4 protein-coding genes are annotated in these 18,542 nt (G+C 67.3%); all 4 read right to left on the bottom strand.

Features of this window, described 5'->3' with window-relative positions; translation table 11 throughout:
• Positions 1-400: 400 nt before the first annotated feature.
• The gene (locus AC07EQ_RS21260) at positions 401-1,690 is read right to left on the bottom strand and encodes a toxin glutamine deamidase domain-containing protein (protein ID WP_478389649.1); all 1,290 of its coding nucleotides are present in this window, start codon (positions 1,688-1,690) and stop codon (positions 401-403) included.
• A gap of 168 nt (positions 1,691-1,858) precedes the next feature.
• A complete protein-coding gene (locus AC07EQ_RS21255; RefSeq protein ID WP_478389648.1) occupies positions 1,859-2,533 on the bottom strand; it encodes a type VII secretion system-associated protein in 675 nt (224 codons plus the stop codon).
• 29 nt (positions 2,534-2,562) lie between these two features.
• On the bottom strand, positions 2,563-3,201 hold the full coding sequence (locus AC07EQ_RS21250; protein ID WP_478389647.1) for a type VII secretion system-associated protein: 639 nt from the start codon (positions 3,199-3,201) through the stop codon (positions 2,563-2,565).
• Positions 3,202-3,255: 54 nt separating this feature from the next.
• The gene (locus AC07EQ_RS21245; RefSeq protein ID WP_478389646.1) at positions 3,256-18,015 is read right to left on the bottom strand and encodes a hypothetical protein; all 14,760 of its coding nucleotides are present in this window, start codon (positions 18,013-18,015) and stop codon (positions 3,256-3,258) included.
• Positions 18,016-18,542: the final 527 nt, after the last annotated feature.

Genomic DNA, 18,542 nt, shown 5'->3' with positions numbered 1-18,542 from the left:
CTCGATCAACTCCCACAGCTCGTCACTGATCTCCCACGGCTTCGGCTGAGCCATCCCACGCTCCTCCACAAGCAAACGTGATCAACTCCAGCCACTACCTTGCCACAACAAGATCATTCTGCAAGGACCCCTAAAATTGGGAACTCCCCGGGTCGCCTCGCGGACAGGCGGGTGGGGCACCTGTGCCCATTGATACCGCGGCGCGAAGGTCGCGCCGACCGGCCCTGTCCGCCCCCGGCTCCGCCGGACACCGGTGACAGCCCGCTTCGGCGCCCGCGTGACGCTCGAACCGGTCGTGAGTGCGTACCGGGGCTCTCCAGCCCGGGTGCGCACTCACGGCCATCCTGTGCGCGTTGCTGACGCTCAATGTCGACCGTCACTACACTGTGGACCGTTCCGGTCACGAGCCGTAGCGGATGACGTGCAGCGCCAAGGGGTCCTGGTCGAAGGACGGTTGCCCGTTCTCGGCCATCGAGTCGATGAGCCGCACCTCGCCGCCCTCGTTGACCGCCACCAGCAGGTTGCCCACCGACTCCCGGCCGCGGAAGTCCCGGCGGCGGATCCACACCAATGCCTTCGCGCCCGTCGGGGTGCTCGCGATCTCGGTCAGGACCTCGCCCCAGCTCTGGTGGATGGTGGCGCTCAGCGGCGGGCCGAGCTCGCGCATCGTGGGCTCGAACCACGCCGCGGCAGCGGGGCCCGGGGGCGCGGAAAGCCCGTCCTGCCGCGCGTCCCACCCCATCAGGTAGGTCCACGGGTCGTTGTTCGGCAGCCCGAACGGGGTCTCGCCCGCTTCCTTCGGCACCACCAGGGCGGCGTCCAGCATCTGGTCCCGCCAGTCGCCGGACTCCTGGAAACGCCGGGTGGTGCAGGCGAACAGCCAGCCGCGTTCGGTCTCGTCCGCTTCGTCCGGGTCCACCACGACGACCGGTTCCTGGTAGGTGTGGTCGAACCAGCTGTTTGCCTTGTCCAGCGCGGCCTGCAGGTCCGGCGCGGCGTTCTCCCAGGGCGCCCGGAGCACCTCGACGCCGTCCACGGCGGGCCGGTGGAAGCGGGCCACCACGAGCTGCCCGATCTCGTCGTCGTCCAGTCGCGCCAGCGAACCCCGTTGCCCGTCCAGGAAAACGGCCTTGCCGTCGTCGTTGAACGCGTAGAGCAGGTGCCCGGTGATCTCCACCCCGGAGTGCTGCCTGCGCAGCCACACCGCACTGCGCGTGCCGGGCCCGCCCTCGAAGAGCATCGACGTCACGTCCGCCCAGGTGGAGCAGGTGGACACCTCCGCGGTCGGGAAATGCGCGGTCAGCATCCGGTCCCACCAGCCGGGCGCCTCGTCCAGCGGCTCCCACGGCAGTGCCGAAGCCGGGCGGCGGTCCACCGCGGCGTCCGTCGCGACCAGGCAGCTGCGCGCGTTGACCCGCCAGCGCCACGGATGCGGGTCGGAGAATCCCACCGCCGCGTTGAGCTCCTCGTCCAGCGGGTCGGCGTTGGCGACCGGGAACGGCTCGCCGCCGTCCTTGGGCACCGCGATGGTGGCGGCCAGCAGCGGCTCGGCGGAGCCGCCCGCGTAGTCGCAGCCGAACAGCTGCGTCCGGTCACCGTCGACCAGCGGCTGGTCATCGGTCAGGGTGACCAGGTCCCCGTACGTGCGGTCCAGCCAGTCGGCGGCCCTGCGGGAGAGATCGTCGCTCATCGTCACCTCGGTCAATGCTCGTCCGACAGCTCGGACCTCTTGGATCTGTTCAGTACGCGGCGGAAGCCACTTGCAGCGTGGGACACCACCACCGCCGAGGGGCGCGATCGGCCGCCGCGCCCGGGAAATCCCCCACCACCGCGCAGCCGCCCTCGCCGCGTCGTCTGGTCATCCCAGCAACGTGACGTCCGCCGGCGCCAAGTCCGTGATGCGGGAGGATTCCGCCTGTTCGGCAGCGGGTCCAAGTTCGCCTTCCCCACGCGCACCGGCCGTGTCCGGTTGGTCGCCGCCCGGACCGCGCACCGCGTCCCGGAACTCCTGCGCCCCGATGCGCGTCGATGCGGGCGCGCCCGGGTTGAGCAGCACGTCGACGCCTTCTTCGGGCAGGGCATCGGCGACCTCCTCGGCGGTGATGTCCGCCCACACCGGGACGGTCAACCGCTCCGCGTGCGCGAAGGCGGTCAGCACCAGCACCGACGGCTTGCCGTCCGGTGCGCGGGTGACGATCGGGGCGTGCTCCTCGTCCAGGCCGATGACCAGGTGCGACCCGGGCAGTGCTGCCAGCAGTTCGGGAACGGGCAGCTCGCCCCGCATCACCAGCCGCAGCGTGGCGTCCACCGGGTCGGTCGGCGAGTCCGGGCTGGACGGCTGGTAGGCGCGGTTCGGGCGGAAGTCCCGCAGCGAGCCGTCGCCGTCGATGTACCAGGAACCGACGATCGCGGTTTCCGGCGGCTGTTGCTGTTCCTGCTCGGGCTCCCACTCGGGGTCGATGAGCACGACCCACTGGTCGACGGGCTCGCCCTCGGCAATCGGGGCGGTTTCGGGCGTTTCGTCCTCGGACATCGAAGGTTCCTCGCTGCTTCCTGTCGGCTTCAACGTTGTTCCGCCGGTGGCTCGGTCGGAGTTCCGCCCGCGTCCGGATCGCCGGTTCCGGCGTCGGCCATCGCGTGCTTGACCGAGCTCGCCAGCACGCGCATGGACGTCGGCGCGCCCGGGTTGAGCAGCACGTCGACCCCTTCGTCGGGCAGTGAGTCGGCCAGCGCCTTCGCCGTGATCTCTTGCCAGGTCGGCACGTCGACCCGCCGGGCGTGCACCGGCGAAGTGGCGACCAGCACTGACGGCACCTCGTCCGGGGAGAGTGTGACGACGGCGTTCCCGTCGTCGTCCAGCGCGATCAGCAGCAGCGCACCGCGCATGGCCTCCAGCAGCGCATCGCCGCTGTAATCGCCGCGTGCCACCAGTTGCAGCACCGCGTCCACCGGGTCGGTGGCGGAATCCTCGCGGGAGGGCACGTAGTCCGGGTTGGCCTGGAACGCGCTGACGGTGCCGTCGGCTCCGATGTGCCAGGAACCGAGGATGGCCTCGTTCGGCGGCTCTTCCTCATCGGACTCGGGCTGCCAGGCCGGGTCGATCACGAGGGCCCACGCTTCCTGGTCGGGACCAGCGGGTGCTTCCTCACTGGGACCAGCGGGAGCTTCGCCCTCCTCCGGAGTGGGGTGGTCACTGGTCACTGGTGATTCCTTTCTGCATGCGCTGTGCCTGGTAACGCCGGTGAGGCGGGAAGGCTAGCGTGGTTTGAGCTTGGGGAGCTTCTTGAGTTCTTTCGCGCTGTACTGGGTTTCCCCGTGCACCTCGATGTACTCGTGGCCGTCCTTGAGGTAGCTGCTGACCCAGCCCGCGTTGTTCGAGGCCGTGACCGGATTGGTCGTGAACACGTTATCCCGGCCGGCGTCGTAGATGTTCTTGAAGCCAAGCACACGAGCCATTGCCACCGAGTCCCGCAGCAGCGTCGCGGCTTGCTTGGGTTGGCGGCTCGCGAAACCGGTCTCCGTGCCCTCGGCGGCCCGGCAGAACATGAACAGCAGGCGGCCGTTCGGGTTCGCCGCATGCATGCGGTGGAACTCTTCCCGCTGGAACTGCACCTTGGTCAGCGTGGACCCGGACACCGACAGCTTGATGCCGCGTTTCAGGCGGAGCGCGGCGCTCTTCTTGTTCCCGTGTCCGGTGAAGAGGTTCGGGCCCGCCTTCACCCGGACCTGAGCGCCCGTGTCGGGGTGGATGAGAGTGGTGGTGACCGGCGCGAACGGACTGGGCGCCAGCCGTTTCAACGGATCCCGGCGGTGCACGTCTTCGTGGCGGAAGGCCGTCGGGCCGTCTTCCATCGGCCTGGTTCGCCCCACGGAACCCATGCTGTCGAGTTCCTTGGCGAACAACTTGTCGGGCAGCTGCTGGCCGAGATCCAGCCCCAGGCCGTTGACCCGTGCCCATCCGGTGCTGGTGCTGGTGAGCTCGAAAGCCTCCACTTCGCGTGCGTAGAACTCGACCTCCTTGCCATTGGCCTGGTCGATTCCGGTCAACGGCTGGTCGGCGTCCAGGATGCGCGAGGCGTTCGGGAGGAAGCGCTCGAAGAACTCGATGTTGGCGATGTTGCCCGGCGAGTACTTGTTGCTGACCTGGCTCGTCCAGCTACTGGTGTGTTCGGTCCAGCCCTGGTTGTCGGACGCGCCGAAGCGGCCGTCCGGCAGCTGGGACACCTCGCCCTCCGTTCCTTCGACCGAGCCCATGAAGCCCGAGTCCGCCAGCTGCTTGGCAGTGGCGTTCAGGTCCGTGTTGTGCGAGGTCAGCAACCGGACCTTGACGCCAGGGGCGACGACGGCGAGCCGGAACTCGCCGAGGTTCATCAGGATGGCGGCGAGGCCGTCGCTGCCGATGCGCACGTCACGACCGTCCCGCAACGGCATCGCGTACTTCCGCCTCGGCCCGGCGCTGTCGATGTCGACGTGGAAGACGTCCTCGGTCTGCTCGGTCGCGGGATCCGGGCGCTTGGGGTGTCGTGCCGCTTCGGCCGGCGTTTCGCCGGGCATCGTCGCGATGGTCCGGCGGTAGCCACCGGTCAAGTCGAACTTGTTGGCTCGGGTGAACGACACCCCGTGCCCGTCTCCCCGCATCATCTCGTACGTGAGGTCGGTCATCCGGATGGTGGTCTCCCGGTCACCCTCCCACGCCCGCACCACGAGACCGGGGTCCAGGAAATCGGATCGCACCGGGACAGTCCGGCCGGGATTCGTCGAGCCGCGGCGGGTGGAGCCGATGAGGCGGGAAAGCAAGCCCGGTTTGAGCTTGGGAAGCTTCTTGAGTTCTTTCTCGCTGTACTGGGTTTCCCCGTGCACCTCGATGTACTCGCGGCCGCCCTTGAGGTAACTGCTGACCCAGCCCGCGTTGTTCGAGGCGATGACCGGGACCTTCGCTGCCACGACATCCCGGCCGGCGTGGACGACGTTGTCGAAGCCGAGTTCACGGGCCGTTGCCACAAAGTCCCGCAGCAGCGTCGCGGCCTGCTTGGGCTGGCGGTCCGCGAAGCCGGTTTCTGTGCCCTCGGCAGCGTGGCAGAACAGGAACAGCATGCCGCCGTTCGCGTTCGCCGCGTGCATGCGGTGGAACTCTTCCCGCTGGAACAGCACCTTGGTCAGAGTCTCCCCGGACGCCGCCAGCTCGAGGCCGCCGATGTAGAGCTTGGCGCTGTGCTTGTTGCCGTGGCCGGTGAAGTAGTTCGGGCCTACCTTCACCTGGACCTGAGCACCGGTGTCAGGATGGGTGAGAGTGGTGATGACCGGCGCGAACGGACTGGGCGCCAGCCGGTGCAACGGATCGCTGTCATGCAGATCCACGGAGCCGATTCCGTTTTCGTCGCGGAGAGCGTCCACGCCGTCTTCCATTGGCCTGGTTCGCGCCACGGAATCCATGCTGTCGAGATTCTCGGCGACCAACTCGTCGGCCGGCCCCTGGCCGCGAACCAGCGTCAGACCGTTGACCCGTTCCCATCCGGTGCTCGTGCTGGTGGTGAGCTTGAGATCCACCTCGTCCGCGTAGAACTTGATCTCGCTAATTCCGACCTCGTCGCGGAAGCGCGTGGTCAACGGCTGGTCGGCGTCCAGAATGTACGAGGCGCTCGGGAGGAAGCGCTCGAAGAACTTGATGTTGGCGGTGTTGCCAGCTGAGAACTTGTTGTTGACCTGCCTCTTTCCGCTGCGGTCGTACTCGGTCCAGCCCTGGTTGTCGGACACACCGAAGCGGCCGTCCGGCAACTGGGACACCTCACCATCGGTTCCTTCGACCGAGCCCTTGAAGCCCGAGCGCGCCAACTGCTCGACAGTGGCGCTCAGCTCCGCGTTGTGCGAGGTCAGCAACCGGACCTTGATATCGGGAGCGACGCTGGAGAGATATCGGAGCTCGCCGAAGTTCATCAGGATGGCGGCGAGGCCGTCGCTGCCGATGCGCACGTCACGACCGTCCCGCAACGGCATCGCGTACTTCCGGCCCGGCCCGGCGCTGTCGATGTCGACGTGGAAAAGGTCCTTGGTCTGCTCGGTCGTCGGAGCGGGGCGCTTGGGGTGTCGTGCCGCTTCGGCGGGCGTTTCGCCGGGCATCGTCTTGATGGTCCGACGGTAGTCGCCGGTCAAGTCGAATTTGTTGGCGCGGGTGAACGACACCCCGCGTTCCTTCTGCATCATCGCGTACGCGAGGTCGGTCATCCGGATGGTGGTCTCCCGGTCACCCTCCCACGCCCGCACCGTGAGACCGGGGTCCAGGAAATCGGAGCGCACCGGCACGGTCTGGTGGGCGGAGCCGTGCCTGGTGAAGCCGATGAGGTGGGAGAGCGAGCGTGGTTTGAACTTGGGGATCTTCTTGAGTTCTTTCTCGGTGTACTGGGTTTCCCCGTGCACCTCGATGTGTTCGCGGCCGCCCTTGAGGTAGCTGCTGGCCCAACCTGCGTTGTTGAAGACGGTGGCCATTTGAGCCACCCCCACGTCATCCCGGCCGGCGTAGTAGACGTTCTCGAAGCCGAATTCGCGGGCCGTTGCCACCGAGTCCCGCAGCAGCGCCGCGGCCTGCTTGGGTTGGCGGTTCGCGAAACCGGTTTCCGTGCCTTCGGCAGCGCCGCAGAACATGAACAGCAGGCGGCCGTTCGGGTTCGCCGCGTGCATGCGGTGGAACTCTTCCCGCTGGAACTGCGCCTTGGTCAGCGTGGACCCGGACACGTACAGCCCGATGGTCTTGCCGCCGCGGTTGATGCGGAGCTCGGCGTGATCCTCGTGGCTGTGTCCGGTGAAGAGGTTCGGGCCCGCCTTCACCTGGACCTGAGCGCCCGTGTCGGGGTGAGTGAGAGTGGTGATGACCGGCGCGAACGGACTGGGCGCGAGCCGTTTCAACGGATCCTTGCCGTGCAGCTCGTCGAAGTTCTTCCCGCTGTCGGCGTACGCTTGCTCGCCGCTCTCGTTCGGCCTGGTTCGCACCACGGTTTTCGTGATGTCGAGCTCGTCGGCGAACTCCTGGCCGCTGGCCAGGTTTTCGCTGGCCAACGTCAGGCCGTTGACCCGTTTCCATCCTGCGCGCTTGGTGGTGAACTCATCCACCTGCACCTCGTGCGCGTAGAACTTGACTCCCGCGCCGCTGTCCTGGTCGATTCCGGTCAACGGCTGGTCGGCGTCTGGGATGTGGGAGGCCTTCGGGAGGAAGCGCTCGAAGAATTCGATGTTGGCGATGTTGCCCGGCGAATACCTGTTGTGGACCTGGCTGTTTCCGACATGGTCGTACTCGGTCCAGCCCTGGTTGTCGGACACGCCGAAGTGGCCGTCCGGCAACTCGGACACCTCGCCCAGGGTTCCTTCCAGCGAGTTCTTGAAGCCCAGTCCCGCCAACTTCCCGATGGTGCGCTCCAGCAGCACGTTGCGCGAGGTCCACATCCGGACTTTGAGGTGCTGACCGTGATCGGAGAACGACCGGAACTCCTCGGAGTTCATCAGGATGGTCGCGATGCCTTCGTCGTCGACGCGAACGTCACTGCCGTCCCGCAACGGCGTGACGTACTTCTCTCCGTCGATTTCGATATCGATGTTGAAGACGTTCTTGGTTCGTCCGGGCGCTATTTTGGGTCGGTTGGGGTGCTTTGCGGCCTCGGTGGCCGTTTCGCCGGGCATCGTTAGAACGGTTTGGTCATCACTATCGCCCACATTGAGCTTGTTGTCGCGCGTGAACGAGACACCGAGTCCGTACCCCCGCATCTGGTGGATCTCGAGGTCGGCCAACCGGACTCTGGTCTTCCGGCCCGTGTCATCCCATGCCTGCACCGTGACATCGGGGTCCACGAAATCCCATGACACCGGCACGGACCCGCCCCGGGCTGTGCTGCTGGGGCCGGAATTCGGTTTCGGTACGAACTGGGGGATCTTCGCTAGTTCTTCCGCGCTGTAACGGGTTTCCTCATGGACCTCGATGTGTTCCCGGCCGCCTCGGAAGCGGCTGGTGACCCAGCCCGCATTGTTCGAGGCGAGCGGAATCTGGGTCACCCACACCATGTCACGGCCGGCGATGTAGGGGTTGTCGAAGCCGAGTTCGCGGGCGGTCGCCACCGAGTCCCGCAGCAGCGTCGCGGCTTCGTCGGGTTGGCCGTCGGCGAAGCCGGACTGCGTGTCCTTGGCGGCGTGGCAGAACATGAACAGCATGCGGCCGTTCGGGTTCGCCGCGTGCATGCGGTGGAATTCCTCGCGCTGGAACTGCATCTTGGTCAAGGTCGCCCCGGACACCGACAGCTTGTAACTCCTGCCGCCGCGGTTGATCTTGAGCTTGGCGGACTTCTTGAGGCCGTGTGCGGCGAAGAGGTTCGGACCCGCTGTCGCCTGGACCTGAGCACCGGTATCCGGATGGGTGAGAGTGGTGAGGGCAGGTACGAACGGACTGGTCGCCAGCCGCTTCAGCGGATCGTGCGCGTAAAGCTGGCTGAACTTCCTGTCGGTGCCTCCGAAAGCATCCAGGTTGTCCTCGTTCGGCCTGGTTCGCAACACGTGGTACGCGTAGTCGAGCCTGGCGGCGAAGTCCTGGTCGACCTGCAGCATTTCGCCGACCAGCGTCAGGCCGTTGACCCGCATCCATCCGGTGCTGCTGCTGGTGAGCTCGTAAGCCTCCACTTCGTGGGCGTAGAACTCGACCTCCGCCCCATTCAGGGTTCCGACCAATGGCTCATCGGCGTCCAGGATGCGCGAGGCGTTCGGGAGGAAGCGCTCGAAGAACCTGATGTTGGCGATGTTGCCGGGTGAGTACTTGCCGGTGACCTGGTGCGAGAGCTTGGAGGGGTCCTCGATCCAGCCCTTGTTGCCGGAAACGCCGAAGCGGCCGTCCGGGAGCTGGGACACCTCGCCCTGAGGTCCTTCGACCACGTCCCTGAAGCCCGACTTCGCCATCTGCTGGACTACGCGCTCCAGTTGCCTGCTGTGCGGAGTCAGCAACCGGACCTTGAGGTCGGGATCGTTGACGCCGAGATCGCCGATCCCCCTGAGGTTCATCAGGATCTTGCCGAGCCCCGTGCCGTCGATGTTCACCGAACGGCCGTCTCGCAACGGGATGTCGAGGAACCGCTCAGCGCTGTCGACGTCGTAGTCGACGTGGAGGACGTTTCTGGATTCCCCGACATCGGCTCCGGGGCGGTTGGGGTGCTGTGCGGCACTGGCGGGTGTTTCTCCGGGCATCGTCTTGATGGTGTGGAGGTAGCCGCCGCTCAGGACATACCTGTTGTCGCGGGTGAACGCTATGCCGACCCCGTCCCCGCGCATCCAGTGGTACGCGAGGTCGGCCATCCCGACCCGAACCTTCTGGTTTCCGTGGTATGCCGCCACCGTGAGATTGGGGTCCAGGAAGTCGGCCTGCACCGACACGGTCCGGTGGGGGTTCGCCGGGCCGCGCCGGTAAAGGCTCGGGTCGAAGCCTTCGGGCGTGGGGCCGCCGTGCCGCTGCGCGGAGCTGGATCCGTTATTCGAGATCGGCGTGTACTCGGGACGGCTGTTGAGTTCTGCTGCGCTGAACTGGGTTCTCGTGTGCACCTTGATGACGTCGCGGCCGTCCTTGGCGAGGTAGCTGCTGGCCCAGCCCGCGTTGTTCGCGGCAGTGACCGGATTGTTCGCGAATACGACACCCCGGCCGGCGTCGTAGATGTTCTTGAAACCGAGCTCACGGGCCATTGCCACCGAGTCCCGCAACAGCGTCGCGGCTTGCTCGGGTTGGCGGTTCGCGAAACCGGTCTCCGTGCCCTCAGCGGCGTGGCAGAACATGAACAGCAGGCGGCCGTTCGGGTTCGCCGCATGCATGCGGTGGAACTCTTCCCGCTGGAACTGCACCTTGGTCAGCGTGGACCCGGACACCTGCAGCTCGATTTCCTCACCGTCGCGGCTGATGAGGAGCTCGGCGTGCTCCGCGCGGCCATGTCCGGTGAAGAGGTTCGGGCCTACCTTCACCTGGACCTGAGCACCGGTGTCGGGGTGGGTGAGCGTGGTAGTGGCCGGTGCGAACGGACTGGGCGCCAGCCGTTTCAACGGATCGCTGCTGTACAGATCGTTGAGGCTTCCGTCGTTGCGGACGAAAACTCCCACATTGTCTTCGTTCAACCTGGTTCGCGCCACGGAAGGCATGCGGTCGAGCTCGCCGGCGAGTTCCTCGTCGATGTGCCGCTCTTCGGGAGGGGACAGCGTCACGCCGTTGACCCGTTCCCATCCGGTGCTGTCGCTGGTGAGCTTGCGGGCCACCACCTCGTGCGCGTAGAACGTGAACTCCTTGCCATCCGAAGACCTTCTTCCGACGAGTGGCTCGTCGGCGTCCAGGATGTGCGAGGCGTCCGGGAGGAAGCGCTCGAAGAACTCGATGTTGGCGAGGTTTTCCGGCGAGTACTTGCCGGTTCGGCGCTTCTCGCCGTTGCGGTATTCGATCCAGCCCTTGTTGTCGGAAACACCGAAGCGGCCGTCCGGCAGCTGGGACACCTTGCCGTGGGTTCCTTCGACCGAACCCGTGAACCCCGCTTTGGCCAGCCTCTTGGCGGTGCTCCCCAGGTCCACGTTGTCCGAGGTCAGCAACCGGATCTTGAGGTCGGGATCGCCGGCGGCGAGGTCTTGGACATCCCTGAGGTTCATCAGGATTGCACCGAGGGCCTTGTCGTCGACGTTCACCGAACGACCGTTCTGCAACCTCATGACGTAGCTCTTCACGTCGTGCTCGATGTCGACGTGGAAGGTGTTCTGCTCAGTCGTGGTTCCGGGACGGTCGGGGTGCTGTGCCGCTTCGGCGGGTGCTTCCCCGGGCATCGTCTTGATGGTCCGGAGGTAGTCGCCGCTCAAGTCGTACTTTTTCTCGCGCCTGAACGACACGCCATGGCCGGTACCCCGCATCTGCTGGTACGCGAGGTCGCTCATCCGGACCTTGATCTCCTGGCCCGTCTTCCTGTCCCGCACCCGCACCTTGGCATCGGGATCCACGAAACCGGTCCGCACCGGTACGGTCCGAGCGGGATTCTCCCCTCGGCCCTCGAATGCGTCCGCTGCCCCAGCGGTCCAGGAGTCGTCGATGCCCGACTGCCTCGGGGCGGCCTCCGCGACGGCCTGCAAGCCCGTGCCCGCGCTGAGCGCCTGACTGCCTTCCTTGGAGAGTCCGGCCACAACGGCGCCGGTTTTGACGTTCAGCGCCATGCCGGTCGTCGGGAAGATGCCTGTTATGCGAATGCTCTGCGCGTTCAACTCTCGTACGATGGCGCGCACCAAATCGCTGCTCGCTGCGTTCGGCATGGTGAACACCTGCGAGGCGAGATAGACCTCCGCGCTCGCGCCGATCTTCTTGATCTCGTTGGCGATCGTCTTGGCCGAGGGGCTCACGCGGTCGGCGTGGACGATGAACCCCTTCTCGCCGCCGGCAGCGGCGACGATGACGCAGTCGGCCGCGCCGCCACTCCACAGCACATCGATGGGGCCCCTGCTGGACATCATCTCGCCCATGTTCACGCCCACCGCGGCCTCAGCGGGCCGACGACCGCCCAGCAGGCCTACCGGATCGCCACCGGGCAGCGGCCTGATGAGCGAGTCGAGCTGCTGCTTGAGGGCCTGTTCCTCCTCGTTCATCGGGGCGTCTTCCACCAGCTCGTACTCGCTGGTGTCCGCGTTGACCCACATCTTCCTCCCGAGGCCCGGCTTGTCCTGGACCTGGTACTGCCATGTGCTGCCCGTCCAGCGCGCTTCCAGCACGCGGAAGCCTGCGGTCGGCCTGCCCGGCCGACGCAGCGATCTCCCGACAGCCTCTTGACCGAGGTCGCCGATACCCCGTTGCACAGCAGGACGGCCTGGCTCGGGTGGATTCAGCTGTTGGGTGCCGGAATCCCCTCCGGCCTCGAATGCGTCCGCTGCCCCAGCGGAGTAGTCGATTCTGACGGGGGCGCGGCGCAGTTGCCGGCGGCGCTGCAGCGCCAGCTGACTGGCGGACAGTAGCTCGGCCACCTTCGCCGGATTGGCGTGCCTGTCAGGTTTCACGCCGGGCAGGGGCGGTTGCTGAGGTGTCGGTGCGGACTCCGGCGTATCAGCCGACTCCGGCGCATCGACGTCGGTGACCATGAGGGAGAACTCCGACACCCCAGCGGTCGAGGATTTATCGATGTGATCAGTGTCGGCGGTGCGGCGGACAGATCCGTCCTTGGTGACGGCGGCCTCCCCGTCGGCGGTGAGAACCATCACCTCGTCCGCTGCGGGCTTCGTGGTCCGGGAACCTGCATCCGACAGTGCGCGCATCAGCTTGTCAGCGGAGTGCCCCTCGGGGACCGTCAGCAAGAAGAACCTGGTAGCTGGATCCGAAGGGAGGCTAGCTGCACGCGGGTCCCCCTTCTTGGTCCGCTTCTGAGCCTCGACGTAGGTCACCAGGCCGGAGGGGCCCTTCTCCACGTAAAAGGGGTGCCCCTTTCCTTCCGGAGACCGCGCATACACGACCCCTCTCGCGCCAGGCTTCCACTTCTCGCGAAGGGTTTCCTCGAGTTTCGCGGCCCCTCCCTCCTGTTCCTGCAGTGACACGCCGAAGAAGTCCTCCAGGACGACCAGCTTCATCTCCTGAGATACCGGTGCGGCGTGGAACTGCTGACCGGTGTCCCTGCTGAGGATTTCCGCGATCACGACTGGGATGCAGTTGATATCGCGCCCAGGAGCCTCATCCGCCAACGCGGGGTTCGTGTTGTTCTCCGGCGCCCGGTTCACGTTGCCGGACTCCGGGTACTCCCGCCGCATGAACGCGCCCTCGGCGATCTCGTTCGGGAAACTCTCCCGCGACACCACCTGCGGCAGCGGTCCCTGCCAGTTCCCGAAATCGTCGAGCCGCCAGACCGCATCCGCTGTGCCGCGGACATCGGCCTGCACATCGGCTCCGCCCGGTTCGGCATGAGCCCGCCGACCGCCGGTGGCAGCGGCGCTGTCCCGGCCGCGCCGTTCCGGGCGCACCCGCCGGGCCAGCTGGCCGAGCACGCCGCGAAGGACGGTACCGCCCTTACCGCTCCCGGCCGGCGCCCCGACCAAGAGCCTCGGGTCCAACCGCTTTCCGCCGACCGGCGCCGTGCCGGTGTCGACGAGCGGGATGTACCCGATGACGTCGCTCGGGTCGATGTCCGCGATCGTCTCGCGATGCGGGTCCAGGAATACCGGGGCTTCGTTTCCGCGGCTCTCGACCAGCACGCCGTGCGCGACGAACCGGTTCCCCTTCAGAATCACGGCCCCGAAGGAACCCTCCCGCTGGTCCCGCGTATGCGTCAGGACCTGCTCGTACGTCGCTTCCACCGCAGTGGCACCGAGAGCTTCCTCCAACGAGCTGACCTTCATCGGACCACTCGGGTCGGTAACGACCGTCTCGCCCCCGGTGAGGGTCAGCTTGGCCGCGATCAACGCCAGCGCGCAGTTCTGGGTTCGTCCGTCCGCACCCCGCGCGTAGCCGTTCTCGTTCACCCCTCGCAATGCCGGGTAGCGATCCCGGAAGTACGCAGCGGCACTCGCCTCGTCGGGGAAGGAAGCGGCGGTGATCACCGACCCCGGGGGCAGCGACAGCCACGCCCCGGCAACCTCAGCGTAGGCGGGTGGGTCCACCGGGCGGGGGCCGATGTCGGCGTACGCGGGTGGGTTCGCCGGGCGGTCCACGTAAGGCGGAGGCGGCTCCACGTCGTTCAAAGCCAACGTGCTGAGCTGCTGGATCTCCTCCGGCGTGAACCGGGTGTAGGCGCGGTCGACGAGGGTGCCGTCCGGGCGGTAGCTGAACCAGCCGCCGTTGCGGCTGACCGTGATCGCGGACCGGCCGGGGTTGGGCGAGCGGTCCGGCGGAACGGCCAGCGTCGTGTCGCCTCCGACGTGGATGGTGACGGGATCGTTGTTCTGCTGAGCCGCTTCGGCGAGTTGATCGGTGGCGGCCTGCTCGACGTCGTTGGTGAGCAGGGCGATGTCGGAATTGGAGTTGTAGGCGCGCAGCGACCGGTATTCGGGCATCTCGCGGAGGATCCGGTAGTAGATGTCGCCGGAGACGGCGACGTCGACGAGATCTGGGCCTCGCTCCACCTGGAGGTGGAAGCGATCGCCATCGATGCCGATGGCGAGCCAGACCGGATCAACGGTCCAGGGCGCCGGCACGTTCCCGCTCGTCCGCCCCGGGTGGAGGGCTGCGTGCGGGATGGTCTCGTGGGGCATCGTGCGCATCACGTGCGCCACCCGCTCCATGCCTGCCGCCCACCTGCTCAGCTCCTCGTGCGACGTGGGCTGGGTGCCGAAGCTGAGGACCCGTGCCTGCCGCTGCGCGTTCACCACGAGCAGGCGGTGGACATCGCGGCTGCGGAACTCGAACGGCTGGCCGTCGTCCAGCCGGAACCCGCTGTGCAGCTCGCCGTCCGCGCTCCGCGTCTCGGGGAACAGGTGCGCGAGCGATGATCCCGGTGCAGGCCCCGCCTGCTCCGCACTGGTCAGTTCTTGTTCGATCGCGCGGATATGGGCGATTTCCTCCGCTGAGAAACGGGTTTCCTCGTGGTGGATCTGCCTTCCCCCGATGCGATGGCATTCCCAGCCCTGGTTGTCGCCGACGCAGATCGTGGACGGGTCCTCACCGTTCGCGGGAAGGAGCCCGTACGGACCCCGTGGGCCGAAAACGATGGCGTCGCCGCCGTCCTCATGACCGGTGCGGGCGAAGAGCCCGAGCCCCGTGGAGTTCTCGTCGCGGTCGTGGAGCAGGACGATTCCGGGGTCACCGTGGCTCTCGAACCAGCCCCGGTTCTCGGTGACGTGCCAGAGTTCGTCCCCCGCGACGACGACGGTTTCGGACTGATCGCCGCGGCGCAGCGGCACGAAGAAGGTATCGCCGTCCGATTCGACGAAGAACCAGCCGGGATCGCGCCAGGGCGCCCGGACGAAGCTTCCGGGGCGGAACAGCACCGAGGACGCGCGCAACGTGGTCTCGCCCGGGAGGGAGCGCAGGACGTCGTGCATGCGCCCGAACCCGGCCGCCCATTGGCGCACGGCATCGGACTCCTGCGGCCTGAGGTTGACGACGGGCGCCCCGTCCTCGTCGGTGCGCGTCACCTCGGCGTCGACGTCGCGGTCGTCGAAGACGACGGGCGCACCCTGTTGGTCGAAACCGAACCGGATCGCCGGGGCGGGATCGCCCGACGCGGGTTGGGCGATGTCGTTGCGGATGGTGCCGTGGACGGTGCCGACCGCCAGGCCCTTGAAGCTGCCGATCATGGTGCCGCGGATGATGGCGTCGTCGACCGAGATACGTCCCGCTACGGATCTGGTGCCCTCCGCGCGGGTCGTGACCACGCCGTAGATCTTGCCGCGGAAGGCGCCGATGAAGGCGCCGTCGACGACACCGTCGCGGACGCCCGCGAAGGGTTCGGCGAAGGTCCGGTCCGCGACCCGCTCGACCGGCGCCGAGTCGTGCCCCGGCAAGCCCTCGTCCCAGCGCCGCACCAACGGACCACTACGGCCGGAATCCCCTGCGGCGGACTCGCCCGGACGATCGGACGGCAGACCCTCGTCCTCGCGCTGCAACGACGCCCTTGGAGCAGCGCCAGTTGTCCGACGCCGATTGCTCCGACCACCGGAGTCCTGTTCCGTGGATTCGCCCCCGCGCTCGGAAGCCAAGCCCGCATCCTCGCGCTGCAACGACCTCGGCGCAGCACCACTTGTCCGACGCGAATTGCGCCCACCACCACCGGAATCCCGGTTCGGCATCCCGACCAGGAGGTTCGGGTCCAGCTCCGTGCCGCGCAACGGCGTCGCACCGGTCTCGGTCAGCGGCAGGAAGCCCACCACGTCGTCCGGTCCGGGTTCGGCCATCTCGCCTTGCTGCACGTCCGGGTACCTGACGCGGCCGTCGTCGCCGGTCTCCGCGAGCACGCCGTGCACCATGCCGCGCGGGCCGCGGAGGAACACCGCGCCCCAGGCACCCGGCTGCGCGCCCATGTGCGCCTCGACCTGGTCGCGGGTCGCCGCGACGGCCTGGCCGGAGGGCAGCTCCTGACCGTCGCGCCAGTCGGCGAGACCCGCGTCCCGCAACGCGGCGCCGAGTTCCTGCACCGCCGCGTCGAAGTGCTCCTCGGGGATGGTGAACTCGATCTCGGTGCCGAACCGGGCGTCCGGCCGGCTGCTCACGCCACCGGGGATGCCGTCGGCGTGGTACTCGACGGGGTTGACGCCCGCGGCGACTGCGGACCGCGCGGCCCGGTACGTCTTCACCATCGCAGCAAAGCGCTGTGCGCGGGGCACGCTGTCAGCCGGCGCGTCGTCGGCCAGGTCCTCGTAATCCCGCGAGTCAGCCGGCCCGTTGCCGGCGGAGTCCGGGTCCTGCGCGTCGTTGCGGGCGCCGGAACGGGAGAACTCCTCCCCAGCCCCGCCGGTCCAGGACTCATCGATGCCGTCTTCACCCGGCACATCCGAACGCTCGGCGTCGGTGCGGCCGGGCAGCTCCAGCGAGTCGACGCCATTCTGCCTGGCGGTGTCGAAGAGGTCCCGCAGCATCCGGGCCTCGTCGCCCGGGCGCGAGCCATCGTCGCCTGTCAACAACCGGATCAAGTCCTGGCGGCTGGCGTGTCCGGCGAACGGGCCACCGCCCGCCAGTCGGTCCAGCTCGCGTGCCACCGCCAAGTCCTGCTCGTCCAGATGCCTGCCTGCGTCCAGGCCGTACAGGTCGCGCACCCGGTTCTGCTCCGCCCGGTCGGCGTGACCGGGCTCCCCGATCTCCTTGCCCAGCTCGACGTTCAGGTCCGGATGGACGGAGCGCAGGTCGGCGACCAGCTGCTCGGCTCCGGCTCTGGTCAAGACGGGCTGGTCCTCGTTGCTGATCCCGACTCGACCCCAGTTGACCACCACCTTGTCCACGAGGGAAAGGGAAAGCGGGCCGTGGATCTGTGCTTCCAGGAAATTGTGCGTGCTCGGCCCCGGGGCGTCCTTCAGGCCGGGGTCGTAGGAATAATCGGTGGCTTCGGCCACGAGGTGCCGGAACAGCTCCACGTCGCTGTAGGCGAGCAGCGGGTACAGGTGCTCTTTGTCGGTGTAGGTGACCGCATTCGTGTCCTCGTCCGCACCCAACGAGTCGCCGGGCGTGAACGTGCTGCGGGCACGGACATCGTTGTTCCAGTGCAACACGACGGTGCCGTACTGGATGGAAGAGCCCTCGGTCCGGCGCGGCGGGATCACCGCGCCGTAGCGCGGCATCTCGGCCGGATCCGCGACCGTCGTGCCGTCGCCGCGTTGGAAGGACGAGGAATAGCCGAACAGCCATTCCGCCTTGCCACGCTGGCTGAAGTCGGTGGATCCCTGCGAAACACCCGTCTCCCACAGGTTCCGGATCGGCTGCCCCTCGGAGAGCAATCGCATCAGCGGGGCGTGCCCGCCGTTGCCGTCGGGCACCATCCGGTTCGGGAACAGGTTGGTGACGATAGGCCAGGACTTGAGCTTCTCGTGTGCGGCGGCAGCGATCTCGGCTCGTTCGGCCTTGCTGGTCGGGTAATTCGCGCCGTAGTTGTTGAGCATGCGGACCCGGTTGGTGGCCTCGTCGAGATCGCGCTGGTTGAACTGCTCGCCACGCAGCTCCGCAGCCATCAGGGCCCACGACTGCGCCGGGCTCAGCTCGTCCCAGCCCGGCCGGTAGTTCGGCGAGTCGGGGTTGCGCGCCTCGGCGAGCCGCTCGACTTCCGCTCCGTCGGGCACCATCCAGCGGCTTTCATTCACCGGGTTCCCGTGGTCGTCCAGGTCCAGGTCGCGGCTGTGCACGCTCAGCGGGATCGTGCGTCCGTCGTCGAGGCGGACCGGTGTGTGCACCGGCGTCAGGTCCTTGTCCGAGGTCACCGGCGAGAACGACGCCGCCACCGGAGTACCGCCGGAAGCGGTGTCGCCCGATGTTTTCGGCTCCTCACCCTCCGGGCGGGAGAACTCCTCCCCAGCTCCGCCGGTCCAGGACTCATCGATGTCGTCTTCATCCGACACGTCCCCGCCATCGTCGCTCACCGGCGACGCACCACCGAAACCGAACCGGCGCTTGTCGTCGTGCTCCTGCCGAGCATGTGGATCTGACGAGATCTCCGACGACCGACCACCCAAACCACGAGCCCGATCAACAGCACGAGCACGGGCAAGGGCCTTTTCGATCTCCCCCGGACCCGGCCCCCACAGGAACTCACCCCTCAGTTCCGCTTTCAAAAAGCGCTCCCAGCGCTCCGTGTCCTCCTTCGCACGTTCTTCCTCGCGGCGAGGCCGCTCCACACGCTGCTCCGCTTCAAACTCCTCGCGGATTGACGGAAGGACATCCTCCACCCAACTCCACGGGTCCTCTTTCTTACGCCGCTCCCGACGCTCCGCGTCCTCCTGCTCCCGACGCTCCCGGCGCTCCGCGTCCTTCTGCTCACGCTCCTCAACAGCACGAGCACGGGCAAGGGCCTTTTCGGTCTCCCCCTTCGAAGGCAACCACCAGAGATCCAGCTCATTCTCCAGTTTCGCTTTCAAAAAGCGCTCCCAGCGCTCCGCGTCCTTCTCCG

The sequence above is a fragment of the Saccharopolyspora sp. NPDC045839 genome, assembly GCF_056431645.1.
This window is presented reverse-complemented; position numbering and strand designations above follow the sequence as displayed.